The organism is Candidatus Eremiobacteraceae bacterium (assembly GCA_035295225.1).
In the GTDB taxonomy this organism is placed as follows: Bacteria; Vulcanimicrobiota; Vulcanimicrobiia; order Eremiobacterales; family Eremiobacteraceae; genus JABCYQ01.
Genome location: DATGJI010000058.1, coordinates 50,951 through 77,411 on the forward strand (window position 1 = coordinate 50,951; position 26,461 = coordinate 77,411).

The 26,461-nt window shown below is 62.1% G+C and carries 28 protein-coding genes and 1 tRNA gene; 13 read left to right on the forward strand and 16 right to left on the reverse strand.

Features of this window, described 5'->3' with window-relative positions; translation table 11 throughout:
• Nucleotides 1–29: 29 nt before the first annotated feature.
• Complete coding sequence (locus VKT51_11570; GenBank protein HLJ84804.1) at nt 30–1,058, reverse strand: NHL repeat-containing protein; 1,029 nt, start codon at nt 1,056–1,058, stop codon at nt 30–32.
• Nucleotides 1,059–1,613: 555 nt separating this feature from the next.
• Between VKT51_11570 and VKT51_11575 the strand changes: the two genes are divergently transcribed.
• Entirely contained in the window at nt 1,614–2,462 is an 849-nt protein-coding gene (locus tag VKT51_11575; GenBank protein HLJ84805.1) for a hypothetical protein, read from the forward strand.
• Between the two features lie 181 nt (nt 2,463–2,643).
• Here the strand turns inward: VKT51_11575 and VKT51_11580 are convergent, their stop codons facing one another.
• Nucleotides 2,644–3,318: a hypothetical protein gene (locus tag VKT51_11580; protein HLJ84806.1), complete on the reverse strand. Its 675-nt coding sequence runs from the start codon at nt 3,316–3,318 to the stop codon at nt 2,644–2,646.
• Nucleotides 3,319–3,527: 209 nt separating this feature from the next.
• Between VKT51_11580 and VKT51_11585 the strand changes: the two genes are divergently transcribed.
• Complete coding sequence (locus VKT51_11585; protein HLJ84807.1) at nt 3,528–4,805, forward strand: Fic family protein; 1,278 nt, start codon at nt 3,528–3,530, stop codon at nt 4,803–4,805.
• A 1,008-nt stretch (nt 4,806–5,813) separates the two neighbouring features.
• On the opposite strand, the gene VKT51_11590 is transcribed toward VKT51_11585, so the two are convergent.
• Nucleotides 5,814–5,889, reverse strand: a tRNA-Ala gene (locus VKT51_11590).
• Between the two features lie 536 nt (nt 5,890–6,425).
• On the opposite strand from VKT51_11590, the gene VKT51_11595 reads away from it, so the two are divergent.
• The 4 genes from VKT51_11595 to VKT51_11610 all read left to right on the forward strand — a co-directional run bounded on the left by VKT51_11595 (nt 6,426) and on the right by VKT51_11610 (nt 10,334).
• Entirely contained in the window at nt 6,426–6,749 is a 324-nt protein-coding gene (locus VKT51_11595) for a hypothetical protein (protein ID HLJ84808.1), read from the forward strand.
• Between the two features lie 61 nt (nt 6,750–6,810).
• Nucleotides 6,811–8,184, forward strand: a complete 1,374-nt coding sequence (locus VKT51_11600) for a serine hydrolase domain-containing protein (protein ID HLJ84809.1) — start codon at nt 6,811–6,813, stop codon at nt 8,182–8,184.
• Between the two features lie 21 nt (nt 8,185–8,205).
• Nucleotides 8,206–8,907 carry a response regulator transcription factor gene (locus VKT51_11605; GenBank protein ID HLJ84810.1) on the forward strand — a complete coding sequence of 234 codons (702 nt, stop codon included), beginning with the start codon at nt 8,206–8,208 and terminating at the stop codon, nt 8,905–8,907.
• Nucleotides 8,904–10,334, forward strand: coding sequence for an ATP-binding protein (locus tag VKT51_11610; GenBank protein ID HLJ84811.1), 1,431 nt, complete (start codon nt 8,904–8,906; stop codon nt 10,332–10,334). Before VKT51_11605 ends, VKT51_11610 begins: the two co-directional genes overlap by 4 nt.
• Before the next feature lie 49 nt (nt 10,335–10,383).
• Here the strand turns inward: VKT51_11610 and VKT51_11615 are convergent, their stop codons facing one another.
• The 5 genes from VKT51_11615 to VKT51_11635 all read right to left on the reverse strand — a co-directional run bounded on the left by VKT51_11615 (nt 10,384) and on the right by VKT51_11635 (nt 14,617).
• Nucleotides 10,384–11,169: an ABC transporter permease gene (locus VKT51_11615; GenBank protein HLJ84812.1), complete on the reverse strand. Its 786-nt coding sequence runs from the start codon at nt 11,167–11,169 to the stop codon at nt 10,384–10,386.
• Entirely contained in the window at nt 11,162–12,052 is an 891-nt protein-coding gene (locus VKT51_11620; GenBank protein HLJ84813.1) for an ABC transporter ATP-binding protein, read from the reverse strand. The genes VKT51_11615 and VKT51_11620 overlap by 8 nt, the downstream gene beginning before the upstream one ends.
• A gap of 8 nt (nt 12,053–12,060) precedes the next feature.
• A complete protein-coding gene (locus tag VKT51_11625) occupies nt 12,061–12,714 on the reverse strand; it encodes a molybdopterin-dependent oxidoreductase (protein ID HLJ84814.1) in 654 nt (217 codons plus the stop codon).
• 144 nt (nt 12,715–12,858) lie between these two features.
• On the reverse strand, nt 12,859–13,602 hold the full coding sequence (locus VKT51_11630) for an alpha/beta fold hydrolase (GenBank protein ID HLJ84815.1): 744 nt from the start codon (nt 13,600–13,602) through the stop codon (nt 12,859–12,861).
• A 10-nt stretch (nt 13,603–13,612) separates the two neighbouring features.
• Entirely contained in the window at nt 13,613–14,617 is a 1,005-nt protein-coding gene (locus VKT51_11635; GenBank protein HLJ84816.1) for a PDZ domain-containing protein, read from the reverse strand.
• Between VKT51_11635 and VKT51_11640 the strand changes: the two genes are divergently transcribed.
• Complete coding sequence (locus VKT51_11640; GenBank protein HLJ84817.1) at nt 14,616–15,119, forward strand: hypothetical protein; 504 nt, start codon at nt 14,616–14,618, stop codon at nt 15,117–15,119. The genes VKT51_11635 and VKT51_11640 overlap by 2 nt on opposite strands.
• Before the next feature lie 162 nt (nt 15,120–15,281).
• On the opposite strand, the gene VKT51_11645 is transcribed toward VKT51_11640, so the two are convergent.
• Nucleotides 15,282–16,262 carry a DUF4097 family beta strand repeat-containing protein gene (locus VKT51_11645; protein ID HLJ84818.1) on the reverse strand — a complete coding sequence of 327 codons (981 nt, stop codon included), beginning with the start codon at nt 16,260–16,262 and terminating at the stop codon, nt 15,282–15,284.
• A 191-nt stretch (nt 16,263–16,453) separates the two neighbouring features.
• Between VKT51_11645 and VKT51_11650 the strand changes: the two genes are divergently transcribed.
• On the forward strand, nt 16,454–16,897 hold the full coding sequence (locus tag VKT51_11650; protein ID HLJ84819.1) for a hypothetical protein: 444 nt from the start codon (nt 16,454–16,456) through the stop codon (nt 16,895–16,897).
• Here the strand turns inward: VKT51_11650 and VKT51_11655 are convergent, their stop codons facing one another.
• Entirely contained in the window at nt 16,898–18,298 is a 1,401-nt protein-coding gene (locus tag VKT51_11655; protein ID HLJ84820.1) for a HAMP domain-containing sensor histidine kinase, read from the reverse strand.
• Between the two features lie 43 nt (nt 18,299–18,341).
• Nucleotides 18,342–19,037: a response regulator transcription factor gene (locus VKT51_11660; GenBank protein HLJ84821.1), complete on the reverse strand. Its 696-nt coding sequence runs from the start codon at nt 19,035–19,037 to the stop codon at nt 18,342–18,344.
• Between the two features lie 232 nt (nt 19,038–19,269).
• Between VKT51_11660 and thpR the strand changes: the two genes are divergently transcribed.
• Nucleotides 19,270–19,809 (forward strand): RNA 2',3'-cyclic phosphodiesterase, encoded by a 540-nt coding sequence (thpR, locus tag VKT51_11665; GenBank protein HLJ84822.1) that lies wholly within the window; start codon nt 19,270–19,272, stop codon nt 19,807–19,809.
• 101 nt (nt 19,810–19,910) lie between these two features.
• Here thpR and VKT51_11670 read toward each other — a convergent pair whose 3' ends face one another.
• Entirely contained in the window at nt 19,911–20,318 is a 408-nt protein-coding gene (locus VKT51_11670; GenBank protein HLJ84823.1) for a VOC family protein, read from the reverse strand.
• A gap of 156 nt (nt 20,319–20,474) precedes the next feature.
• Nucleotides 20,475–20,615, reverse strand: coding sequence for a hypothetical protein (locus VKT51_11675; protein ID HLJ84824.1), 141 nt, complete (start codon nt 20,613–20,615; stop codon nt 20,475–20,477).
• A gap of 167 nt (nt 20,616–20,782) precedes the next feature.
• Between VKT51_11675 and VKT51_11680 the strand changes: the two genes are divergently transcribed.
• From VKT51_11680 to pyrE, 4 genes are all read left to right on the forward strand, one after another.
• Nucleotides 20,783–21,607, forward strand: a complete 825-nt coding sequence (locus tag VKT51_11680) for a hypothetical protein (GenBank protein HLJ84825.1) — start codon at nt 20,783–20,785, stop codon at nt 21,605–21,607.
• The gene (locus tag VKT51_11685; protein HLJ84826.1) at nt 21,604–22,560 is read left to right on the forward strand and encodes a dihydroorotate dehydrogenase; all 957 of its coding nucleotides are present in this window, start codon (nt 21,604–21,606) and stop codon (nt 22,558–22,560) included. Before VKT51_11680 ends, VKT51_11685 begins: the two co-directional genes overlap by 4 nt.
• Nucleotides 22,561–23,244: an orotidine-5'-phosphate decarboxylase gene (gene pyrF / locus VKT51_11690; protein ID HLJ84827.1), complete on the forward strand. Its 684-nt coding sequence runs from the start codon at nt 22,561–22,563 to the stop codon at nt 23,242–23,244.
• Nucleotides 23,245–23,380: 136 nt separating this feature from the next.
• Nucleotides 23,381–23,959, forward strand: coding sequence for an orotate phosphoribosyltransferase (pyrE, locus tag VKT51_11695; protein HLJ84828.1), 579 nt, complete (start codon nt 23,381–23,383; stop codon nt 23,957–23,959).
• 3 nt (nt 23,960–23,962) lie between these two features.
• Here pyrE and pth read toward each other — a convergent pair whose 3' ends face one another.
• The 3 genes from pth to VKT51_11710 are packed head-to-tail and all read right to left on the reverse strand — an operon-like array spanning nt 23,963 to nt 26,361.
• Nucleotides 23,963–24,577, reverse strand: coding sequence for an aminoacyl-tRNA hydrolase (pth, locus tag VKT51_11700; GenBank protein HLJ84829.1), 615 nt, complete (start codon nt 24,575–24,577; stop codon nt 23,963–23,965).
• A gap of 17 nt (nt 24,578–24,594) precedes the next feature.
• Complete coding sequence (locus tag VKT51_11705) at nt 24,595–25,245, reverse strand: 50S ribosomal protein L25 (GenBank protein HLJ84830.1); 651 nt, start codon at nt 25,243–25,245, stop codon at nt 24,595–24,597.
• Between the two features lie 54 nt (nt 25,246–25,299).
• Nucleotides 25,300–26,361, reverse strand: coding sequence for a ribose-phosphate pyrophosphokinase (locus VKT51_11710; GenBank protein HLJ84831.1), 1,062 nt, complete (start codon nt 26,359–26,361; stop codon nt 25,300–25,302).
• Nucleotides 26,362–26,461: the final 100 nt, after the last annotated feature.

A 26,461-nucleotide genomic window follows, 5' to 3' on the forward strand; every position in this document is an offset into this window, starting at 1 on the left:
GGCGCGCCGTAAAGGCGCGCTCTGCATTTCTAGAGCTCTGACAATCCGAACGGCGTGTTCAGCTGCGTCTTCGCTCCCGCGATCGTGGTCGCCGGCGGCGCATTGCCCTTCGCCTTGGGCACATACGTCGTGATCGTGCTGTTCGCGAGGTTCGAGACGAAGATCGTTCCGGCTTTGTCCACAGCGAGGCCGGCCGGTTGGTCGATGTTCGTCTTCGAACCGTTGATCTCGCGGATCGGAGCGACGTTGCCATTGGCAGTCGAGGTGAATTCGACAAGCGTGCTCTCGCTCTCGTTCGACACGAAGATGTGGTCCGACGTATCGACCGCGACGGATGAAGGCAGCTTGATCGCCGTGTTCGGCCCAGTGATCTGAGCGATGGGCGGCGTGTTGCCGCCAGCGTTCGGCGCGTAGACCGTCACCGCGCTCGACTGCACATCTGCGACGAGCAGCTCGTCCTTCGAATTGATTGCCATGCCAGCCGGCGCCGCAAGAAGCGTGAAGTTGCCGCGCAGCCTTCGAATCGGAGCCACGTTGCCGTTCGCGTTGCTCGCGAAGACGATGATGGTATTTTGGTTGCCGGTGGAAACGTAGATCTCGCCCTTCGAGTCCAACGCGACGCCGATCGGATTGGCGATATCGGTGTTGTGGCCGAAGATCTGGCGGATCGGCTTTGCGTTGCCTTTCGCACCGGCGGCGTACTCATTCACGGTGTTCGTGCCGTTGCAGGCGACGTACATATCGCCCTTTGCGTTCACCGCCATGCCGATCGGCCCGTTGAGCTGCGTGTTCGCACCGGCGATCACGGTCTTGGGCGCGATGTTGCCGTTGCCGTTCGCGGGGAACGTCTCGACTTCGTTCGCGCCCGCGTCCACGACGAAGATCGTTCCGGCCACGGCGTTCGTCTGCGCCTGCATGGGCCAGACTGGGCCGGCACCGCCCAGGCTCGGGACAATCGAATTGCGAGCCGCCCCCGCATTTGGGGCCAGACTCGCGGAGCCGCACGCAGCCAGACTCAGGCAGGCGGAAAGCAGCATGATCTTGGCGAGAGTTTTCATGGTTGAGGTCCTTTCTCTACGAAAGGATACCTTTGACCACGCAGTAGGCATATACGTGGAAACACTACTTGTGGGGCATTGCGGCTCGGTGCTGGGCTGCGGCACGCTCTGCGACTCGCGGAATGCCAAGCCGCTCGCAGAGCGCTACAAACTCCACGGTTGGGCCGAGCCAGCGCATCGCATCGACGCGGGTGAAAAGCTTTCGCATCCGTTCGCTGCGTGGCAAGCCGACGTTTGTGGAGATGAGGGGACTCGAACCCCTGACGCCATGCGAAGTAGTCCCAAAACTTTCCGCTACTGTCTGCCAATGTCCGTAAAAAGCCGTGAAACAAGGCAAGACGCCGCTTTTCAACTCCGCCAATATCCACCTATACTCGCCGCTAAACGCCCAGTTGGCTACAGTCTGGCTACAGTCGTGGGCGTCCGCTCCGGCACGGAAGCCGCTAGGCTTTCGGACTCAGTAAGTCGGTCCATGGGCCACCGTCGCCGATCCTGGTCTGTTCGCGGCAAATGCGCTGTCCAGGATTAAGCGAGTCCGTGTCACAAGCGCCAGCCATGGAGGACGTCAGCCAGCTACAGGTAATAGCCCGCCGCTTCCGGGGTGACGAGCACATCGGCAACAGTGGAAAGACGATCGTGGACTTCTGGCGCTGGTCCTCGGACCTTTTTGAGAACGTGCAGCGCGGGATATTCGCGGAGTACGTCGTCGCCACAGCGTTGGGCATTGCGGATCAGATGCGCGTCGGGTGGACAGGCTATGACTTGTTGTATGGCAACGATAGGATTGAGGTCAAATCCAGCTCCTATCTGCAGAGTTGGAAGCAGAGGTCCCTTTCGCGCCCTATCTTCGGTATCGGTGAACGCGAACAATGGGACGAAGAAACTGGTCTCTTTAGTGACCCGCGCTATGTGGCGGACGCATTCGTTTTTTGCCTATTCGCGCACCTTGAGGCTCCGAGCGCGAACGTACTTGACATGCAACAGTGGCAATTCTTCGTTGTGCATACTGATACGTTGAAAGAGCGGTTTGCGTCTGCCAGATCAATTTCGGAACAGCGCCTGCGCGCATTGACTGCACCTGTAGCGTTTGAGGCGCTGCGAGCGCAGGTCGATGCAGTGCTCGCGAATCCGAGCGCGTTCCTCCTGCCGCAAGCGCCGACACAGACACCGAAATGTGATTATGGAGGCGCGCGCTATATCTACGCGGTCGCGCAGAGGGGCACGCGTGAAAATCCAGTAATCGTCGCAGCCAGCGACTACAGAGAAGCTTTCAGTTTGGCACGCGTTGACAAGACGATTGCTTCGCTCGGGCACGACATATCCGCTGTACGCCTAAGCGAAGTTGCTCTGGAGGCGATCCTTGCAAGCGGCGCGCGCGACCTTCGAAACGCGACGGTACAATAATAATATCCCGCATCGGATTGCGCCAGCCGTCAACCATTAACCCGTCAATAATGCGGTGGAATCCGAAGGTAGTGCTCGCCGACATTGCGACTATTTGTTGAATCCCCGAGCGCGAAGTCGAATAGTTCGACTCGAACGGCCGAAGCGTCCAAACGGAAACTGAACAGACGGTAAAGCTGTGTTACGGTACCGGCGGAATGTCATCTCGCAGATCGTTAGCAGCCTGCTGCACGTCGTCCAAGAACATCGCCATACGTTTAACCGTCACCGGAAACTTCGCGTCGTGGCGGAGTATGTCTCGCCGCAAGAAATTCTGAATCTTGTTCTTAACCGCAAGCAACCGCGCTGTAAACACCTTCGAAACCTCGGGCGCTACGAAGGAGTCGGCGTCGAGGCTGCCATGAACCGCTTTTAGAACGTCTTGCATCGCCCTTGTGAGATCGAATGCCTGTTGCCGAAGGCTCCGTGGTCGGGGAAGCGAATCGATTACCTCCCTCGCACGTGCGGCGACCTTGACATCTGACTCGTGCTGATTGCTCAGGTCCCTAATATGAATCTCGGCTTTACTGCCTGGGGTTGCGGGGGTTGGCGTGCAAATGGATTGCGTGCGTCCAGCATCAATGGCGTCGATTTCAGACGGCACGGCCGCCTCAGCCGCTCTCTCCTGAATGCTAAACTCACTCCTAGCTTTGGGTGCGAACTCCAGTATTTTATCTATCCTGTCGTCGTTCCAAGCCACGTAGCGATAGGCGAAGAACCCGATAGTGGCTCCAGCGACGAGATTGATAACGACCCAGACCCAAGGATATGGCACAGTGTTCGGATACGTTGTTTGCAGGATGCCGATTAGTGCCATTAGCCCTGGCCCCGCAACAAAGCCGAATCTCGACATACCAACGCGCACAGACCATGCGTTCGTCCCGTGATCTGGAATATCCCTAGCGGCGTCCTTAAAGTCTGGTACGCTTAGATGCCGAATTTAGCCTTATATTTTCGGTTTTTGGTAAAAAACCGTAATTATATATTGCGCAATTATGGCTTCATGTATAAAATCAAAATTAATCTATGAGTCATTTTGAGAACCGTATCTGGACGCCTGCACCAGACGCCATTGGGTTGCCGCGCAGCGCCCGGCAAGGCGGCGCTTATCACGTCTACATCCCTGATTTACTGACGGCACGAACCTTTTCCATAGGGGGAACCGAGGCGGCCGACGTTGCCGACGCTGAGCGAGCAATTATCGAACTCGACCGGACGGCGACGGCGCTGGTCGATACTGAAGCACTTGCCCGGCTGCTGCTACGCGCGGAGTCGGTCGCTTCCTCGCATATTGAGGGGTTGCAGATTGGCCCCCGCCGACTACTGAAGGCTGACGCTGCGCGTCGATACGGGGATGAGCCACGCGACATCACCGCTGCCGAAGTTCTCGCCAACATCGACGCAATGGCCTACTCCATTCACGCCGTAAGCAACGGAGAGTTGATCACGCCAGCGCTGATTAGCGAAACGCATCGACGTTTGCTCGCGCCAACTTCACTCGCTATACATGGCGGAGAAACGCGTACGCAGCAAAATTGGATCGGCGGTAGCTCGTACAATCCGTGTTCTGCCGCATTCATCCCGCCACCATGGGAAATGGTCGACGAACTGCTCACAGATCTCTGCGCTTTTTCTAACGGCGATTCACTTCCAGCTGTCGCGCAGGCAGCGATCGCACACGCTCAATTCGAAACCATCCATCCCTTCATCGATGGCAATGGCCGAGTCGGCCGCGCTCTGATTCACTTGATCTTCCGGCGCCGAAAGCTTACAACTGGCGTCTCCCCGCCAGTTTCGCTCATCCTGGCGACGCGCGCGCGCGACTATGTCGCAGGTTTGACCGCGACGCGGTACGAGGGAGCACCCGATTCGCCAAAAGCGCGCGAAGGACTTAACCTATGGTTGGGTGAGTTCGCGGCGGCATGTAAGCGTGCAACCGCCGACGCGGCTGTCTTTGAAGAACGCATTCGCGCAATCCAAGATGGCTGGCGTAGCCGCCTAGGTAGCGTGCGGAAACACTCCGTCGCGCTCCGAATCATCGAACTGTTGCCCGGCACACCGATCCTCACCATTGCCGAGGCGCAGAAAATGACTGGCGCTAGTGCCTCGAGCGTTAACGAAGCTATACAGCGGCTTCAAGTTGCAGAGATTATCGTGCCAACGGTGGTGGGGCGTAAGCGGAAACAAGTGTACCAGGCAACTGACGTCGTGGACGCGTTCGTTGCTCTCGAGAGACAGCTTGCGTCACCCGCTGCTGATACGCTAGTTGAAGAACCCGTGCGAGCGGTCCCGGCGCGAACATAGGCAAGGAGAACAAATGATTTGGACGGCATGGAACAACGGAAGTCATCTTCGTTCTGGTGGAGGCTACGGCTTCAAAATCGAAGCCGCCGACCGTGACCGCCATATCTCCCGCGCGTGGAAAACGGTCCTTGTAGATCTTCCTGGCCCAGAGCAAGCTACGGTAGAAGTGAATATCGATAAGAAGTCATTTTGGAGTTCTACGTGTCGTGAGATCGTAAGTCACGTAATTGGTAAGTGGTTAATCGCTAACGGTTATGCGCCTTGGCGCTGCTCCACACCCCCTAAGTTCAGCGTTGTCGAAACTGCAAGACGGCACTTTGCAGTGCAGAGTTTAACTGATTGAATTAACCGACTGACCCGGGACGCTCCCAGCATGGCGAACTCAGTGAACTGGAGTCGCATCGAGAACTTAATCGGAAAAACAAGATGGTCGGGATATGAAACCTAGACGTTTTGCAATTTGACTAGGGCGACCAGGTATGCGGAATCCGGATTGCCTCTAGCGGAGGATCGAACGGTACCGGTTTCAGATATCAATCCACTAAAGTGCTGCTCGATTTGCGAAGCGACGCTTACGTCGTCGATGACGATGCCCAGTTCAATATTCCGCTGGTAGGCTGCATGAGTTGGATTTGCTGAGGTAACAATTGCCTTGCGGAGGTCGGCAACAATCACCTTCGCATGTAACACTGAACGCTCACGTGGATTTTGGCTTAACCCACGGGGATCAAAGTACACCTGAGGCAACCGCTTCCCCGGCCACTCGTTTCGAACAAAGCGATGCGCGAAGCGATCTACAACAGGGTGAGATATTGGCCCTCAGATGGGAGGACGTGAACTTTGATAGCGGCTGCTTAGACGTTCGGCACTCAACGCGATGCCGTGGATAAATTGCAAAAATGCTCGCGAATTGAGGCCATTGGCTAAAGTTAGGCTCCAAATAGAACTCGATCAGCGAAATCGAACGTAAAAAAACAACCCGCGGTCCTTATAGGACGCGGGTTCCAATGGTGGAGATGAGGGGACTCGAACCCCTGACCCCTTACATGCGAAGCAAGTGCTCTACCAGCTGAGCTACATCCCCACGGGTCCAGTCGAAGATTATAGCATGACCCGCTTGGCCCTGCAAATTCGAGGACCGAGCGGACATCTCTAGCGCCACTTCTCTAGTGTACTGCAAGGCCGAAAGATATAACTATTTGTGCCGGCGATCTCGCAATCGTCGTTGCCGCCCAAGAGTTGCCGCTTGCGCCATTCATCCGTGATGGTTTCTATTGTCGAAAGACACCGAACGGAAACGCGGCGCGGACTTCGCTCCGTCATCAGCGTTGTGGGTGCGCTGTTGCGATTTCCCTTCAGCGGGAACGTGGGGACCGAAGTCGCACCATCGCTACGAGGTTGATGAGCTTGGAGCGGCGTCGACCTTCCGGAGTTGAAGGGTGTGACCGAAACCAGCGCGCTTTGGCCGCCAAGATGGCCTTCCCGGTCCGTGGCCCAGTTCGCGAAGGGCGCACCTGGGGTCGCTATGCAACAAAGTCCTCGCGAGGTGGTATGCTCTGCAGCAGCTCCGCTTCGAATTGATGGGAGTTTCCTGTGGTTGGACAGACTATCGGCGCACGGTTGATCAAAAGACAAGCCCGGCTAGCGACAAAGCTCGCGCGCGTCCGTGCGAAGCTCGCGAACCTGGACGGGGCGACGGCCTATCGCGTGCGCGAGTATCATAACGGCCTCGTCGGCATGCTTCGCAGGATCGCGTCCGTCGTTCTTTGGGCGGCCTTCTGGTGGCTCGGCTGCAAGGCGATCACCGGCATACTCGACGATGTTTTCGGAGCCGAGGAACAGCTCGTGCCGGTCACGCGTCAGACCCCAGCGGCCGGCGGACACACATTTTGGACCTTCGGCCGGCGCATGCGAAGCGGCGAAAGCCAGATCGTTCAGCGGTAACGATACAAACATAATCTTAACACGCACGATGTACTCTTCCGCTTGAGGGAGAGAAACCATCATGCGTTTTAAATTTCTTGCCGCAGCATTCATCGCACTTGCTTTCGCCTGCCGCGCTCTTGCCGACACGTCTCAGCTGCCTGCAGGGCCGATGGGTCAGCGCGTTAGCTCATACGTCGTCGCGTTCAATGCCGGCCAAGCACAGATGCTGGCATGGGTCAAAGCCAACATGACCGCGCAAGCAATAGCGGCGCGCACGAACGCCGATCAGATCGCGCTCTACCAAAGGATGCGCGGTGATCTGAAGTCGCTGAAGTTCCTCCGTGTTCTCTCAGGTGGTCCCGCGGAATTGACCATCGAAGTTCGGGGAGGCAGCGGCGATCCCGTCACAATGGATTTTCGCTTCGACGGCTCGCCCCTCGAGCGCGTGACGGGTCTTGGCGTGAGGATAGGCGCCGGCGCCGTTCCGCCTCTTCCATCCGTCAACCACACGTTAGACGACGTCAAGCTCAGCGTCGCGCTTCGCGCCTTTCTCAAGACGAGAACTGGCGAAGGAAAATTTTCCGGTTCTGTCCTTGTCGCACATCACGGATCAACTGTTTTTGGCAACGCGTACGGGTCGGCGAACAAACCATTCGGCATCCCGAACTCCCTGACGACGCGATTCAATCTCGGTTCGATCGACAAACTCATGACGCGTATCGCGATCGAGCAGCTCGTCGAGGCCGGCCGGCTTCACTACGACGACAAGCTCGCTTCTCTTCTGCCGTCGTATCCCAATCACGACGCCGCGCGGCGCGTCGATCTGCAGCAGCTCGTCGACATGACGTCAGGGATCGGAGATTTTTTCGGCGCCGAGTTCGACAGCTCGCCAAAGGATCGGTTTCGCTCGCTGCAGGACTACCTGCCGCTGTTCGGCACAAGGCCACTCGCCTTTGCCCCCGGATCGGCGCACCTCTACTCGAACGGCGGCTACGTCGTGCTCGGGCTGATCATCGAACGCGTCACGGGTACTTCGTATTACGACTACGTCGAACGTCATATCTTCGCGCCTGCCGGCATGACCGACTCGGGCTGGTATGACGTCGACGATCCAGTCACGCGCGTCGCGACGGGGTACACGCAGACACCGGGTGGTCTCCGGTCCAACATCTACGAATTGCCCGCTCGCGGATCGTCGGCCGGCGGCGGGTATTCGACGTCGCTCGACCTCTTGAAGTTCGCTCGCGCGCTCGAGGGCGGCCGACTTTTGAACACCCTCGGAACCGCGCTCGTGCTCGGCCCGGGAATTGGGATCGCCGGCGGCACCGCCGGTTGCAATGCGGCGCTGGAAATCGATCCGCAAAGCGGGTATATCATCGTCGTCCTCTCAAATTACGATCCACCGTCCGCCGAGGCCGTCGATGCGCAGATCCGCGCGTGGCTTGGGCTATGAGAGCACATTCGTGAACGTCAGGTGAGGTCGCGTGTTCGGCCGCATGTCCTCGTCGTCGAGGACGATCCCAAGACGGCCCGCATCATCAAGCTCTATCTTGAAGCCGAACGATTTCAGGTATCGCTTGCGAACGAAGGTCCCGCTGCGCTCGCCTTTGCGCTCGAGCATCATCCGGATATCATGCTCCTCGATCTCATGCTTCCCAAGCTCGACGGCCTTGCGCTGTGCGCGAAGCTGCGTCAGGAGAGCGAGATCCCGATCATCATGGTCACCGCGCGCTCGACCGAGGATGACCGCATCACCGGATTGACGGCTGGGGCCGACGACTATCTGATCAAGCCTTTCAGTCCGCGCGAGCTCGTCGCCCGAGTCCACGCCGTACTGCGCCGCGCAGCGGACAGCGAACCGAGGCGCCGCCGACTCTTCACGTTCGACGGCCTCGAACTCGATGGGACTTCACACTTGCTCCGGGTTGACGGCAAAGACATCCGGTTGACGCCGACCGAGTTTTCTTTGCTCGAGTCGCTCTGTCGGAGCGCGGGCACCGCTATCTCAAGAGATCGTCTCATCGAATCGGCGTTCGGCGTGGATTTCGACGGGTCGCCGCGGACGATCGACGTCCATATCGCCAGCCTCCGGAAAAAACTCGGCGATGATGGCGGGCGTCGCTTCATCGAGACCGTCTCCGGTATCGGCTATCGGTTCACGGGCCGCCGCACATGACGGGTTTGCGCCTGCGGCTCTTCCTCGTGATCGCCCTTGTCAGCGTCGTCACGCTCGGCGCAGTCGGCGCGTTCTCGTCGCGTGCGACGACGGAGCTGCTCCAAAACATGGATGTTGCCGAACCTTCCATGGCCGGCGAAGCGATTCGCGGTCAGTTGCAGACGTACTATGCTTCGCACGGTGTCGCCGATTTCAGCGGCGAGCTGCGGTCATTGGGAAACGAACACCACGTCGGTCTTGTGGCGATCTCCAAGTCCGGAGCGTTGCTTGGTGCATCGTCATCGGCGCTTGCGCACGCTCGCATCACGCGTCAGGGAGACGAGCTGCAGATCGCATCGAACAGCGACGCGGGAGGGGCCGCTGAGACGCGACTCATCATTCGCGGCGCCATCGGTGACATCCGCGACAAGTCGGGTGCGATCGTCGCTACGATATTTGCGCTGCCGCAATCCGATCGTGGCGCCGCATCGCAGCTGCCGGCTCTGGCTGCCGCCCGGGCGCGGGAATCGATTTGGACAGCGACAGCGGTGGGCGTTTTCGCGGCGTTGTGCGCCGCCCTCGTGCTCTCGGCGCAGATACTTCGTCCTATCCGGGCGCTTCAGGCTGCGGCCGGCCGCATGGAATCCGGCGACTTCGGCGCACGCGTGCATCTGCGCGGTCACGATGAGATCGCAGCGCTCGGCCAATCGTTCGATTCGATGGCCGGGAACCTCGCGCGCTTGGAACAGCTCCGAAAGAATCTCGTGTCGGACATCGCACACGAGCTCCGATCTCCGCTCACGAACATCCGGGCACATATCGAAGCGTTGCAGGATGGTCGCATCGCGCCGGATGCCGCTTCCTTCGAATCCATCGCCGAGGAGAGCCGATTGCTCGAACGACTCGTCTCGGATCTGCAGGATCTAAGCCTGGCTGACGCCGGCGCGCTGCGTCTCGACCTGGCCGCGCTGCACGTAGGCCCTGTTGTGACCGCGGCGGTCGACGCGTTCCGAGCAACGCTCGATCGAAAGGCATTGACTGTTGATCGCAACGTACCCGACGATGCCGTGGTCGTCGCCGATCCGTACCGCCTCAGGCAGATCGTGCAGAACCTGCTCGCAAACGCCGTGAACTACGCATCCGACGGCGGCCGGGTGGAAATCAACGCGAATCGCGTCAGCGGGTCGATCGAGACGGTCGTCTTCAATTCCGGTTCGCATGTCGACGATGAAGAGCTCGTCGCGATCTTCGACCGTTTTCATAGGATCGATCGATCGCGCGCGCGCTCAACGGGCGGCGCCGGCCTCGGTCTCGCTATCGTGAAGCAACTCGTGGAAGCGCATGGCGGAAGAGTCTGGGCGTGCAACGCGGCAGCCGGGTTCGAAGTTCATTTCACGCTTCCGGCGGCGGACCATAAAGGTCCGCCCAACAGCGTCGGCGGACCATAAAGGTCCGCCCAACAACGTCGGCGGACCATAAAGGTCCGCCCAACAGGACCTAGCCGAAGCTTTTCGCTTCCTCGCGATAGTACGCTCGCAGCGCGATCGCCGCGAAAACCGCGGTGAAACCAGCAAGCCAGATTGTCGTGGTCGCGATCGGTTCGACCGGCGCACCCATGGCGCCCCACGCGAGCTGGCCGAAATGATATGCGGGCAAGTACGGCGCGATCGAGCGCACGAATGCCGGCAAGTCGTCCACCGGTACGAAGAGCCCCGACGCAAATGACATGGGCAGGCTGATCAGCTGCAGGATAGCGGCGGCAGAGTTAGGGCCCGCAAGATAACCGATGGCAAAGCCCAGCGTGATGAACGGAAACACGCCGAGCAGCAACCGCGCACTGAGCCCGATCCATAAGAGCGGTTGCAGTTGAATGCCGCCGGTGACGGCAGCAAAAACAAACAGCGCGCCGATGGTTATCGCAGAGAAGACGAGCGTTGCTATGGTCTTGCCGACGAGATACGCAAACGGGCTTAGCGGCGTGGCTCGCATGAGCAGCGTGGTCTTGCTGCCGCGGTCATTTGCGACCGTGATGCCAAAAGAGAAGAGGGCGACGGTGATCACGGCATACGCGCCGAACGACGCGACTTCGTAGCTCCCGACAGCGATGCCGTCGATGTGCTCGTGTGCATACGGCAACCCGAACAGCGCGTAGAACATGATCGGGAACGCGATGACCGGGATGCTGAATGCCGGCACGCGGATGAGTCGGAAGAACTCCGATCGCGTCTGCGCGACGATCATGGGCCAGAGCGGGGCTACACGAACCGCGCGTGCCTCAGCCATGCCGCACTTCGGTCAGTCCCACGACAGCGTCCTCGAGCGAAGCGCCCACAACCTCAAGATTTGGAAGATCAAAACCGCGCGCGAACAGCCCGCGCAGCAGCGCTTGCGGATCGGCCGTGAATATCGACACCCGTCCGTCTTCTTGAACGATGCGCCGAACGGGCAGACCGGCGAACTCTGCCTCACCGATCTGCCGCGAAGCATCGAACGTCACGCGCTTGCTTTCGACGCTTGCCTTGAGCACGCGCGGCGGCGCGTCGGCGATGACGCGGCCTTTGTCGATCACGATGATGCGATCGGCGACGGCATCGGCTTCTTCGATGTAGTGCGTGGTCAACAGCAGCGTTCGCCCGGCAGCCGCGAAATCGCGAAGCCGCCGCCAGAAGTTGCGCCGCGCTTCCACGTCCATGCCCACCGTCGGCTCGTCGAGGAAGAGCGCTTGCGGGTCGCCGCAGATCGCAAGCGCGAAATACATACGTTGTCGCTGTCCTCCGGAGAGCGTATGGATGAGCGAGGCGGATTTGTCTTGGAGACCCGCCATTTCGAGCGTCGTGTCGAGCGCGAGCGGCGCGGCGTAGTAGGATCGGAACTGGTCGACGATCTCGCTCAGCCGCAAGAATTCCGGCACGCCTGACTCCTGCAGCATGACGCCGCATCGCGAGCGCGCGCGCCGGTCGCGCGGATCGAGACCGAACAAGGTCACGCTGCCCGCGGTCGGCTTGCGCACGCCGAGCATGAGCGAGATGAACGTGGTCTTGCCGGCGCCGTTCGGGCCGAGCAGTGCGACGATCTCGCCCTGCCCGATCGTGAGATCGGTAGGAAGGAGCGCCTCGACGTGGCCGAAGTTCTTGGCGGCGCGACGAGCCTCGACGACGGCCGTCATGTGCTGCGTTACGGCGTTCCCACGTCGATCGTCGTCACGCCCATGATAAAGCGGCCTTGCGTTGCGTCTTCAGGCACGATCAGTTCGCTGATCCCGTTGCCGGGCAGCGGCCGCCCGTCTTCTTCGTACGCGAGCACGATACGTTTGGCGTTGTAGTCTTTGTTGAATTCGGCAAAGGCGATGATCGCTGAGGCGCCCGACGTGCCCGTGACCAGGGCGAACGCGTGGGTCGCCATGTCGACGCCGGTTGACGTCGTGGGGTTCGCGCGATCGAGGACGTCGCTCAGCAGCGGCCCAGTGAAGATGTGGATGCGGCGGCGGCCGTCGGGATCGAGGACGCGCATCGTCAACGTCGTGTTCGCCATCGCTTGCAGGTCTTTGAGCGTGAGGACCACGGGATTCGCCACCGCCCCAGTGACCTGTATGACGGAGCCGGGCGGGGCTGTGATCGGAGGCGGCGTCGGCGCGCCCGGGGGAGGCGCGGTCATGAGCGGCGCTGGTGTCTGCGGCAACGCCGGAAGCGTCGTGGCGGATATCGCCGGCACCGGGGTTGTGCGTGCGCTGACGGCAGCGCGAGCCGCTGATTCGGGCGCGACCCATGTCGCAGCGACGATACCGCACGCGGAGGTCAGAAGCGCGATCCAGACGAGGCGAGAGCGCATGTTCATGGGTCTCCTAATTCTCGTAGTAGGGCAAGCAACGCTTGCCCGGCGGACCATAAAGGTCCGCCCTACAACCGGCGGACCATAAAGGTCCGCCCTACAACCGGCGGACCATAAAGGTCCGCCCGACGACCGTGCGTTGTACTACGGGGCACCGAACCCGCGCGCCTTCAGCCAGCGCGAGATGACAAAACGCGAACGCTCGGCGCAATCGGTATGATTTGCATCTACGATTTCAAACGTTTTCGGCTCTGCCGCTGCGTCGAATAGCTCGCGCACCGCTGTCGGGCCGACGAGCCCGTCACGGCTGCCCGCGATCACGAGCAGCGGTCGAGGCGCGATCTCGGCTATCCGCGCCGTGCTTGCATCCATCTCGCTTGCAATCGCCGACGGCGACGCGCCGTCGACATACGCGGCGCGGTTCTGCAGACCAGAAAGCATGGTGTCGTTGGTCAAGACGTTGCCGCGATGCAGCGACGTTGCCATGACGATCGCACCTTCGACCGCTTCGGAGCGAACCGTCGCGCCGATCGTCGCCGCGGCGCCCATCGAGTGACCGCCGAGCACGATTCGGGTGACGCCGGGCAACGATCGAGAGAATGCGACCGCGTCGAGCGCGTTTTCGATGAGATCGGCGCCGGTGCGCAGCGGGCCCGAGCTTGCGCCAAGCTTGTGGCCCAAGAAATCGAATGCGAACGCGCAGTATCCATCCGCTGCGAGGTGAAACGCCAGTGGATCGACGTTATGTTTGGACGACGAATACCCGTGACACAGAACGATGCACGTCGCTTTGCTCCCCGTGTGATAGAAGAGACCGCGAACGACGCCGCCCGCGCTGTCAAACGAGAGCAGTTCGATGCGGATGTGAGAAAGGTCGCGGATCCTCACCATGCGGTCATCACATCACCGTGTGCAGCGTGAGCAACGTCGTGCGGTGGAAAAATCCGCGATGGAAGGTCACGGCGATCGACGTGCCGAGCGCACCGGCGAATGCTGCCCGCGCGTCGTCCAGAGTTTGAATCGCATGCCCGTCGAGCGCGAGCAATCTATCCCCGCCGCGCAGGCGCGCGGCGTCAGCCGGCGATCCGGGAAGCACGGCACGCACCTCGACCGCACCGTCACGTTCGACAAGCCATGCGCCGCTGCGATCAAAGGGTATTGCGCCCATCGCGCCCGAGCTTGGCGGGGCAAGCACGAGCTTTGCGCCGGGTACGTCGATCGTCACCTCAAATCGCTCGAGCAGCCATGCCCCGAGAACGCCGTCCGCGGTGGCCGGTAACGCGCTTGAGTCCATCGGACCGGCGCTGATCGTGATCGGCCGCGTCACGCTGAGCTGTCCGAGCGTCACAGACGGAACGCGACCCATCTGCCCTGCGGCTTCGCCGGTCGGACCAGCGAGCCACGGCGGTTCAACCCAACGGCCGTAAGTTTCGAGCTGATGTGCGCGCGCAAATCCGTTGCTTACTACGAGCTCGGTCGTTGCCAGCGTGTCGAGCGCAAAGGTGCCGTCCGCCGATCCGAGCACGCGCGCGGTCACCGCCGGAACACCGCCTGCGAGGCGCAGCGGCAATTGGGCGGCGCCGGATGGCAGCGCAGCATTTTCAGCGCTAGCCGAGTTTCGATATAGGGTGAGGCGATGATTCAGATAATCGATCGTGAGGGGAAAGCGCGAGAGCAAATCCCAGCCGATCGTGCCTTCCGCCCCCGCGCCAAGATACGTCAACGCGAACGGCTTGATGCGTTCGGGGGCGACCACCAAATTGGTCAGGCGGACGTCTCCGATCTGCAACGTTCCAAGGATGAGCCGCTCTTGGGGAGTTTCCGACATCGAGTAATCGATGGCGGTGTTGACGCGCGTGTCCAACAAGAACGTGCGCCGTCTCCCGTCGACGACGACAGGCATGAAGACGACGCCGTCGTGGACATCGATCGGAATCGTTGATGTATCCGCCGCGGCCAGCCAGAGCGCGGCGGGCACCGTTGGCGAGGGTCCGGGCGAAGGAACGATCACGGGCGGCGCTGTGACGTTGATGCCTGTGGCGTCGCGCGGTCTTGCCGGCGGCAGCGGAATCGGGCGCGGCGGCGGCGTCGGCAGCGACGAAGCCAACGGTGAGGGCGGCGGCGTCGGCAGCGACGACGCTGAGGGTAAGGGCGACGGCGTAGGCGAGACCGTGGCCGACGGCGACGGCGTTGTCGCCGGCGAGTTGGTCGGTCCGGGTTCGGTAGTCGCGCTCGGCGACGCGGCGGGTGAGGCGACTGTCGTCGGCGCCGGCGTCGGATCCGACGCCGACGATCTGCCTATAGTAAAGGTGCACGCCGCGATGAAGACGGCTGCGGCGAAGGCGAAGCGGCGAGCGACCACGGCACGGGCGTTCGCGTCGGCGCGTGGCGCCGACCTCTGTTGAAGGGGCCGACGCAAGCGGGCCCGAGCAAACGTAACGCGGGCCGACTGGCGTCGGCCCCTTCATCCAGTAGCCCGAGCAAACATAACGCGGGCCGACTGGCGTCGGCCCCTTCAACCAGTAACGTGGGCCGACTGGCGTCGACCCCTTCAACCAGCCGTTACATCATCGGAATGGGCGGTGCGGCGAAATCGTGACCCGACCGAAACCACTCGAGACGTTGATCTCGGGGCCGCCGCCGTTCAGCGCCATCGAGAGCGCGTGGCGGTTGAGGAAATGGATATCGCTGTCAGGACGGCCGAACGTGTTGAATACATCGCCGGTCTCGCTCTGCGCGTCCACGTTCGCCGCCGCATCGGGCGCAAGTCCCACTCGAATATCGCCGCGACGCGAATTGAAGCGGTAGCCGCCGCGGCCAAGCGAGGAGAACTGCCAATCGACGTTGCCGGTCTGCGTGAAGACGTCGGCTCGAGCCACCGCCATCTCGCGCGCTGTGACCACGCCGTGGAGAGTCTCGACGCCGATCGCCCCACCGACGCCGTTGAGCGTGATCGGACCCATGCCGGAACGGACCAAGCCCCGACCCGCGACGTTCTGCAGATTGATCGCGCCGCGTCCGGTGACGATGACGTATCCGCCGCGCGTGTCGCTGACGCTCACGTCACCACGTCCGCCGCCGACAAAGAGCGCCGCGACCTGCGGCGGCACGTAGACGGTTACTTCGGTCGTACCCGGGTTGACGATATTGAGCCCGTCGCTCCCGTCTTGCAGCCCCGGTATCGTAAAGCTTCGCTGGCCGAGTCCCGGTCGTCCGGTGACGACCGTCGCGTTGCTGGAGTTCGCATTGCCGTTTGGGCTCGCGCCTGCCGCTGGACGCGGATTCAGTCCGGGCAGGACGATGTGACCGTCGGCATCGGCCGAAACTGCGAAGTGCGTCACGATGACGCTGTCGTCGCCGACGATGCGCACTTCGCCCGGGTTACCGACGAGCACCGTCACGTTTGCCTCGGGCGACTTGATCGTGATTACACCGGCGCCGCTGAGCGGCGTGCTTTGATTGGCCCAGGCGGCGGCGCCCGTTGAAAGCGTGACGACGGCGGCGAACGTGGCGGCGAGCGGCGCGAGGCCGCGGTTGCTAAGTGGCATGTCCGTAGGTGCGGGGGGCGCTTGCGGCTACTTCCCCAACCTTCACACTACGCCTCGCGCGTCCCCTGCGCATGAACCCGCTGTGAACTGAAGATGAGGGCCTGGTGAGAACGCTTGCGGCGGCCGGGACCACTATGGGCGGCGGTCCGCTCTGCCAGTTTGCTGAGGGGCAACGCGGGTAACCGAGTTTTGTGACGGTTCTTCTCATCAGCCTCGCGCTCGCATGGTACAACGTCGGCACGATCTGGGCGCATGAGGTCGATATCTTCCGCTCGTGGCAGCACATCGGCGCCGATTTCCACCGCGTTCAGCAGACGCACTGGAAGAAGTTACCCTACTGGGTATTCGCGCCTGTGGCGCTTGCGCTAGCCGGATCAATCGCACTCTTTTGGTATCATCCAGCGGAATTGCCGTCGTGGGCGATGTGGGGCTTCTTCGGTTGCCAAGCGCTCTCACTGGTCTTGACTGCTCTGACGTGGGGACGATGGCAGGCCGCGCTAAGCGCCGATCCACTCGGAGCTCGCAGCCCGTACTTGCACCGCATACTTCAAACGCACTGGCTGCGAACAACTCTCATCACAGCGGCAGCGCTGCTGCTGCTCGCCGGGACGTCAGCAGCCGTGCGGACGGGCTGATCACGCGCCATTCTGCAGCACCGGCAGTTCGATGACGAAAGCAGCGCCGCCCGTTTGCGGGTTTTCAGCGCGAATCTCACCGCCATGCACGCGCACGATGTTGCGTACGACCGCCAAGCCCAATCCGGTGCCTTCTACCTTGCGGGAGCGCGCTGGATCCGCGCGATAAAATCGTTCGAAGACGTGCGGCAACGCTTCTTCGGGGATGCCGGGACCGGTGTCGCTCACGGTTATGCGGGCCATGGGGCCGACGCGTTCGAGCGTGAGCGTGACGCGACCGGACTGCGTGAACTTGATCGCGTTCTCCGTGAGATTTGTGATGAGCTGACGCAAGAGACCGGGCTCGCCTCTGACCGTGGCGTCGGCATCGCTGCGCACCTCGAGCGCCAGTCCCTTCCGTTCGGCGGATGGCCGCAGCGCCGCGCTTGCGTCGTGCAGCACAGCTGAGAGCGAAACCGGCTCGAGCGAAAGCGCTTCCGCGTCATCGGTCTTGGCGAGCGTCAGCATGGCATTGATCACGCGCGCCATGCTCGCGCTCTCGGAACGGATAGTCTCCATGGCTTCGGCGCGCAGCGCGGGATCGCGATCGGCCCACCGTTGCAGCATTTGCGCGTTGCCGTTGATGACGGTGAGCGGTGTTTTCAGTTCGTGTGAGGCGTCGGCGATGAAGCGGCGTTCACGCGCGAATGCGGCCTCCAATCGCCCGAGCATTTCGTCGAAGGTGGAGGCGAGAACGCCGAGCTCATCGCGTCGTTCTTGCCAGTTGAGACGTTTGGCGAGATCCTCGCCGCCGATTTCGCGCGCGGCGGTCGCGATCTCGTTGATCGGCGCGACGGCGGTACGGGCAAGCCACGTGCCCGTCACGATCACCGCGATCGCGGCGATCAGCATACTGATGAGCAAGAACACGCCAAACGCGGCGATCGTTTGTTGGACGAGCGTCAGCGACTCGGCGACATAGACGACGACCTCCGGACCTTGCGGGCCGTTGATCGTGATCCAATGCGCGAGCACGGGCCCCACGTCGGTCCTCGCCGTTCCCCATCCATCACCGAACCCGCCGGGGGCGCGCCAGGGGATGTAGCCCGATGTCGGCAGGTCAAATCCGCTGAGATTGCCGCTGCGCCCGATCGGGAACAGCTGTTTGCCGGGCGTGAACACTTCGACGAACAGGCCGGCGCCGGCGAACGTGTTCAAAGTGGACTCGTCCGAAAGGAGCGTGCGCACGCTGACCACGCCGAACGGCTCGTTGCGCTCACCGCGCGTCACCGCTTCGATCTGCTGCGTGACGCCGTTGATGCGGTCTGCGGTGCTGCTCATCATGTAGCGGTTCGCGCCCGCGTCCACCACGACCGAAAACGCCACCAACAGCACGAGCAGCAGTCCCCCGTACCACGCCATCATGCGCCATCGGAGGCTGGAGAAGAAGGGCGGTCGCTTTATCTCAGGTACGGAGCGCGTAGCCCACACCTCTGACCGTGTGGATCAGCTTGTCCTCAGTGGCTTCGTCGACCTTATTGCGCAAGTACCGGATGTAAACGTCGATGAGATTGGACTCACCGAGAAAATCGGATCCCCACACGCTGTTGAAGATCTCGTCGCGCGTGTGCACTTTGTTGGGGTACATGAGCAAGAACTCGAGGAGCGAGAATTCTTTGGCCGTGAGCGTGATGGAATTGCCGGCGCGCGTCACCTCGTGCGTATCGCGGTTAAGCACGAGATCTTTGGCGCTCAACGTGCGTGCGCCGGGCTCATGCGAGCGCAGCTGCACGCGGATGCGTGCTAGCAGTTCTTCTATTGAGAATGGCTTCGTCAGATAATCGTTCGCGCCGGTGTCGAGCCCCGCGATGCGGTCGGGCACCGCGTCTTTGGCGGTGAGCATGATGATGGGGACGGACGAATGCCTGCGGACGCGGCGGCAGACTTCCAGGCCGTCGATGCGCGGCAGAAGCAGATCGAGCACGATGAGATCGGGGCCCTTCAACGCGCGTTCGATCGCGCTCGCGCCATCATGACAAATCTCGACGCGGAAACCTTCGTGCTCCAGTTCCAGCTGAAGGACGCGCGCGATCTTCTCGTCGTCCTCGACGATGAGGATCCATTGCTTTTCCGACGGCCCAGAAGCTGCGAGTTGTTCCATGCACCATTTTCGGCGGTCGCGATGCCGCGCACGCGCCTCTCCTCTACCATACGTTAACGGCTGCATGGCCCATCCGCATTAACGGGACGTGAAAGCAACCGGGGGAGCGACCGGTCCCGCATGCGAACCGAGCGGCGCGTGAAGAATCGGACGATGTGGCCGGCCTTGTTGACCGCCGCAGCGATGGTGCTTGCGGGGATCAACATCGCCGGGCTTCGCCTGATATAAGTCGGTGCGGTTGTTCGCCGGTATTCCATTGGATGAGGCCGCCCGAGCGTTCGTCGCGGATGCCGCCGATCGGCTTGCTCGCACCGGCGTCTCATTGAAGTGGGTTCGCCACGAGAACTGGCACGTGACGGTTGCGTTCTTGGGCGAACTCGCCGAACCTCGTGTTGCCGAAGCGCGCCAGGCGTTCGTTCGAGTCGCCGCGTTGTGCGAACCGTTCCGGCTGAGCCTCGCAGCGATCGGCGCCTTTCCGAATCTGCGCCGACCGCGTGCGGTGTATGTCGGCGGAGAGTCTCTGGCGGACGGGTTCGCGCGAACCGCAGCTGCGGTTCGCTCGGAATTCACCGGACTCGGCTTTCGCTTCGACGACGACGCGATCGCGCACGTGACGATCGCCCGATCGGACGGTCGTTCGCCGATCGACGCACCGGCGCTCCCCTCCTCGGTGGAAATGCCCGTCCGCCGGCTCGTGCTCTTCGCGTCGGTGCCCGCAGCCGGATCGGTACGCTATGACGAGATCGAATCGGTCGACCTACGGAACCCCTGACGCTCGAATTGCGTTTCAGGACACGAACGCCGCTCTCGTGCTTTGCACCCTGCACCTCTGCGGCGTTCCCATTGTTGGGCGGACCTTTACGGTCCGCCGATTTAATTCTTGGCGATATTCATCATCCAATCGATGCCGAATCGGTCAGTGACTTGGCCGAATCGCGCGCCCCAGAATTGGTCTGCAAGCGGCATCGTCACGTCGCCGCCTTCGGAGAGCCGTTTGAAGATGCGCTCGCCTTCGTTTAGATCACCGGTTCCGATCGACATCGAGATGCGCTCTTTCGTGCGCGATTCTCCGGTCTGGCCATCCGCGGCCATGAAGTTGATTCCGGGGCCTTTGAACGTCGCATGCATGACGCGATTGCTCTGATCTTTGGGCATCTGCGCGGCCATGGGCGTGTCGCTCACGCGCATGAGGTCGACGATCTCGCCGCCGAACACATCTTTATAAAACGTCAGCGCGGCTTCGCAATCCCCGTCGAAAAATATGTACGGCGAAACTTCCACTGGTGGTCCCCCCAACGTCCCCGAGCGAAAAGAGCCGTTGCGTTCCTACACGACGGCGCGCATACCTCCAGCAAGAGCGCACAAAAAAGAGAGCCGGCCTTTGCGGCCGACCGCCTTTCGCGAACCCCCATCAGGTTAGCGCGGTGACAACCTCGTTTAGTTCGTTTGGTTCGATTGCACGAACGCGAGTGCCCAACCGCGGGCAGTCATCTTGCGGACGAGCGTCGTACCGCCTTGGCGATCGAAGAACAGGAAGCCCGACCGTTCCGCTTCGTCGAGGTTTCTGAAAACGAGCACTCCTTGCATTGCCGGGCCCCCTTTCCGTTGTTTCGTTCTATCTGTATAACGGCGCGGAGGTGGCAACTATTACAGCGATGTCCCGGCTACGATGTGGGAATGTCATATGTTGACGCCGCGCACGCCCTAGGTGGCCCTCGAACGGGACGCGAAAGCGCGAAGCCGAGATGGCTCATCGCCCGCTCGCCCACGAAATAGCGAAGATCACGCGCCGGGAGTGTGTAGCCCCCGGCTTTTGGTGTGTGGGCTTTCGGGCGCCGCGCATCGCCCGTGAGGCCCGAGCGGCACAGTACGTCGCGATCGATCAACCAGGCAGATTCGCCGTGCGGCTCCCCCTCGGCATCTGGACAGTCGAGGGCGACGAGATCACGGTTCTCTTCCGAGAGTGGGGCGAGCGGACGACGCAGCTCGCGCAGAGCGGCGTCGGCACGTCCGTGGATCTCATCGGTCCGCTCGGGAATGAGTTCTCCGCTCCGGCGGCAGGCTCGCGCGCGACTATCGTGGCGGGCGGCCTCGGAGTCGTTCCGTTCTGGCTCCTCGGCAAACGCTTACTCGAAGATCACGTGCGCACCAGAGTCGTGCTCGGCGCGCGAACGGCGTCGCTGCTCGTCGGTGCCTCGGAATTACGAGCGCTCGGCTTGCGCGTCGAACTGTGCACGGATGATGGAAGCGACGGTATTCGCGGCACCGTGCTTGACGTGCTGGCAGATGGCCCGCCTGCGGACATCATCTACGGCTGCGGGCCGCCGCAGATGCTTCGAGCGCTTTGCGCGCACGCCGTATCGTCGCGAGTTCCGTGCGAGATATCTATGGAAGAGACATTCGGCTGCTCGATGGGCACGTGCTGGGGCTGCGTCGTTCCCGTCCGCCGCGGTGCGAAGCAGGGGAGCGGATATCCGAAAGCGCCGGGCGAGTCGCGCCAGTACGACTATTCACGGGTCTGCGCCGACGGCACCGTATATGCTGCCGCGGATCTCGTGTGGAGCACATGACCCAGCTGCCGGGCGAACGGATCGATCCCACAACGCGCATCGGAAATGCAGAGCTCAAGAACTTTGTCATCGCGGCGAGCGGCTGCTACAATCGCGGGGCCGAGTTCGCGCGCGTCACCGATGTGAGCGCGTATGGCGCGATCACACTGAAGAGCGTCGCTCTGCAGCCGCGGCTGGGCAACGGGATGCCGCGCGTGCTGCCCACGCCGGCGGGAATGCTGAATGCGATCGGCCTGCAGGGGCCGGGCATCGAGCACTTTCTCAAGCACGAAGCGCCGCATCTTCACGAAGTTCCCACGGCGGTGATCGCAAGCGTCGCCGGCTTTTCGGTCGCGGAATTCGCCGAAGTGGCCGCGCGCATGGACGGGTTGGCGAACGTCGTCGCCATCGAACTCGACGTCTCATGCCCGAATGTGGATCGCGAAGGCGAGTGCTTCGCGGCAAATCCGGACAGCACGGCTGAAGTTGTCCGGGCCGTCAAAGCGCGCGTGCGTCTTCCGGTCATCGCGAAGCTGACACCGAACGTCTCCGACATACAACCCATCGCACGCGCTGCCGAACGCGCGGGCGCGGATGCGATCTCGCTGATAAACGCGGTGCGCGGCATGGCGATCGACGTCGCGCAAGCGCGCCCGTGGCTCGCTAACGTGAGCGGGGGATTGACCGGTCCGGCGATCCGGCCGGTGGCGGTGCTGGCGGTCTGGGAGGCGGCGCAAGCGGTGCGTGTCCCGATCATCGGCATGGGCGGCATCGAGACCGGCCGCGACGCGCTCGAATTCGTCTTGGCGGGCGCAAGCGCGGTTGCGATCGGCACCGCGAACTTTCGAAATCCGGACGTCGCCGCTCACGTCGCAGACGCGCTGTGTGTCGCAGCCGAGCAACGCGGGGTCGCGTCGGTCCGGGAACTGGTTGGTTTAGCGAATCCGGGGTTTGCCGCCGAAAGGTTGCGCTAGGTGACGCAGTTGATCGTCGCGCTCGACGAGCCGGACTATGGACACGCTCGTGTCGTCGTGGAGCGGACCGCGCCGGCGGTCGAGTGGTATAAAGTAGGCTACGAAGCGTACTACGGTTACGGCGACCTCATTCTGACGCTGCTGCGCGAAGCCGGCAAGCAGATATTTCTCGACTTGAAACTGCACGATATCCCGAACACCGTCACCGCGGCGGTGCGGGCAAGCGCACGCAGCGGGGCCACGCTCTTGACGGTGCATGCGGGCGGCGGTGCGACGATGCTCAGCGCGGCAGTCGCGGCGAAGACCGCCGGATTGCGCATCATCGCCGTCACAGTGCTCACGAGTCTGACGGCTGAAGATCTGCGCAGCGTGGGCATCGCGTCGGACCCGAAGGATCAGGCGCTGCGCCTCGCGCTGCTTGCTCGGAACTGCGGCATCGACGGCGTGGTTTGCGCGGTTGAGGATGCTGCGCGCATACGGCGTGAGTGCGGACCTGGCTTCGCGATCGTCTGCCCAGGAGTTCGGCCGCCGGGTGCGCCGGCCGGCGACCAACGCCGCGTCGCGACCCCGGCCGACGCCGCGCTTGCGGGCGCCGATTTCATCGTCGTAGGCAGGCCTGTGACGAAGTCCGACGATCCAGGCGCGGCGGCTCGCGCGATCGTCGACCAACTGCGCCTGTCGTAGTAGGGCGAGCATCGCTCGCCCCGCATCGACATCGCGCACGTTTCGAATCCGACACAAACATTGCCCCGGCTTTGCCCGCTCTTCCGGCCTCACTGACACCGTAGGTTCCGCGGCGATTTCGCGCCAACCAACGGCCATGACATCGGATGAAGTGCTCGCGCTTCTCGAACGCCGCGGCGCCATGCTCACAGGGCATTTCGTGTTGTCTTCCGGATTGCACAGCGATCGCTTCATCCAAAAATTCCGGATCTTTGAGGATCCCCCAACGGCAGAAGCAGTGTGCGGGGCGCTAGCGGAACGGCTGAAGGACTCGAAACCGCAAGTCGTGGTCGCGGCGGCGATCGGCGGCGTGATTCCAGGCTACATCGTTGCAAAGGCGCTTGGTGTGCGCGATATCTTCATCGAAAAAGAGAACGGCGAGCCGACGCTGAGGCGCGGCTTTTCGATCGCGGCCGGCGAGCGCGTCGCCGTCGTCGAAGATGTGATGACCACCGGTAAATCCACGGAAGAGATCATCCGCGTCGTGCGCGCACACGGCGGCGACGTCGTGGCGATCGGCGCGGTGGTCAAACGCGGCCGCGTTCATCTGCCCATAGAGGTGACCGCGTTGCTCGATCTTCCGCTCGCAGATTTTCGACCGGATGAATGCGAGCTTTGCAAGCGCGGCGTGCCGCTCCAGGACCCGGGCAGCCGCCGCTCGTCGACTCCTCAATAAATATTACGGGTCCACGGGGTCAATAGGCGCGTCGACGGGCGGCGCTTCGACGGGCGGCGGGTCGCCGCCGAAAGCGTTCACTCGATCGATTGCGGCACTAAGACCATCCTGACAGAATGTGCGGATGCCGGCCGTCGCGCGGTCGATCGCCTCCGGAAGTGCCTTCTCTTCCTCACCCGTGAATGCGCCCAGAACCGTGCCGATCGCGTCCATGGTCGCGCGCCCGACGCCGAATCGCAATCGCGGATATTCTTGCGTTCCGAGCGCGTACGTGATGGACTTCAAACCGTTGTTGCCGCCATCGCTTCCGCCCCGCCGCACGCGCAGGCGCGCGAACGGCAGATTGATGTCATCGCATACGACGAGGATATCGGAGATCTCTATTTTATAGAAGGCGGCGATCGGCGCCACCGCGTCGCCGGAGGCGTTCATGTAGGTCTGCGGCAAGACGAGCAGCGCGTCGAGCGCGGGTGCCTGCACGATGCGGGCGTCAAAGCGCGAGCGCCACGTCTCGAGCTGCTCGGCGGCCGCGATGGAGCGCACGATACGAAAACCGATGTTGTGGCGAGTGCGAACGTATTGGGCCCCGGGATTGCCGAGGCCCACGATCAAGCGCATAGGCGACTACGCCCCGATCAGGCTTCCGGCTCCTCCGCCGGCTTCTTGCCGATGAGCTCCGGCTCGGCCACGACCGGTTCGCCGACCGCGGCAACAGGCGCGACTTCCTCAACCTTCGACGGCGGCAGAACGGCGATGACCACATCATCGGGCTCGTCCACGTAGCGGACGCCCTCGATGACGGGCAGCTCGCGGATATGGATCGCATCGGTGATGTTGAGATCGCGAACGTCGACCTCGATGTGGTCGGGGATGCTTCCGGGTAGCGCGGCCACCGTGACTTCGCGCGCCACGATGTCGAGGATGCCGCCTTCTTTCACTCCGGCCGCAGTGCCGATCGCGACGACGCGCACCATCGTCTCGACCTCTTCGTTGAGATCGACGGCGTGCAGATCGACGTGCAGCAGATGTTTGGTTATCGGATCGAGCTGGCGCTCGTGCAGCAAGACCGGTGTCGCGCTGCGGCCGTCGATCTCAAGGTTGATGACGGAGTGCGCGCCGTGGCTGAGCGCAGCGCGCAGGTCTTTGGCCTCGATGACGATCGCGACGGCTTCGCCGAACGCGTGCCCGTAGACGATGCCCGGCACCTTGCCCTCTTCGCGCAGGCGTTTGACTGATTTTGTGCCGATGGCCGTGCGAGGCTTAGCGGCAAGGGTTATCTGTTCCATTATGTTCCTTTGTGTCAGTGGGCGAGCGATGCTCGCCCCACGACGAACTTGTGTCTATGGGCGATGTGCGAGCGACGCCGGCTCGCCGACAGAAAGTTTGTCGAACAGCGAGCCGGTTCGCTGCGTCGCCGCCAGCTCGCCCTCTTGCTCTTCGTAGAGTTCGGAAATCGAACGGTTGGTGCTGATCCGCTTGATCGTCTCGGCGAGCATGGGCGCGACCGAGAGCACTTTGATCTTCTCGCCGCGGATGTCGTGAGGCACCGGAATCGTGTTCGTGACGATCACTTCCGCAATCGGCGAGTCGATAAATTTCTTTGCGGCATCACCCGCGAAAATGCCGTGCGTCGCGCACGTGACGACCGATACGGCACCACGCTCCAAGAGCGCTTCGGCCGCCTTGACGAGCGTGCCGCCGGTGGAGATCATGTCGTCGATAATGACCGCCGTCTTCCCCTGAAGGTCGCCGACCACTTCGCTCACTTCGTTGACGTCCGGCCGCGGCCGCCGCTTGAAGACGATGGCGACCGTTGCCTGGAGACGCTTTGCAAACGCTTCGGCGCGCGCGACGCCGCCGGCATCGGGCGAGACCACCACGATGCCCGGACCCTGCAGCTTCTTCGAATTGATGAGATGATTCGCGAGGATATAACTTGCAGTGAGGTTGTCCACCGGCTGATCGAAGAAACCCTGGATTTGCGCGGCATGCAGATCGACGGTCACGATACGGTCCGCGCCGGCCGTCACGAGCAGATTTGCGACCAATTTTGCGGAGATCGGCTCGCGGCCTTTGGTCTTCTTATCTTGCTTCGCGTAGCCGTAGTACGGTATCACGGCCGTGATGCGCGCCGACGACGCGCGGCGAAGCGCATCGATCATCAGCAGCATCTCCATCATCGAATCGTTCACGCCGCACAGGCCGTCGGCCGACTTGCAGATGGATTGGATCACGAAGACATCGGCGCCGCGCACGTTCTCGTGGATCTCGATGCGGCGTTCGTCGTTGGCGAACGTCGTCACGAGCGCTTTACCGAGGCGCGTTCCTAAACTCTTGGCGATATCTTCAGCGAGCGCAGGATTGGACGTGCCCGAGAAGAGGACCGGTTTTGCCGTAGCCATAACAGCGGTTCTCCCGTAGTAGGGCAAGCATCGCTTGCCCATCTCCACCGCGCACGGCCGAGCGACCGGAACCAGGCCAGAGTCGTAAGCCGCAGGCGCC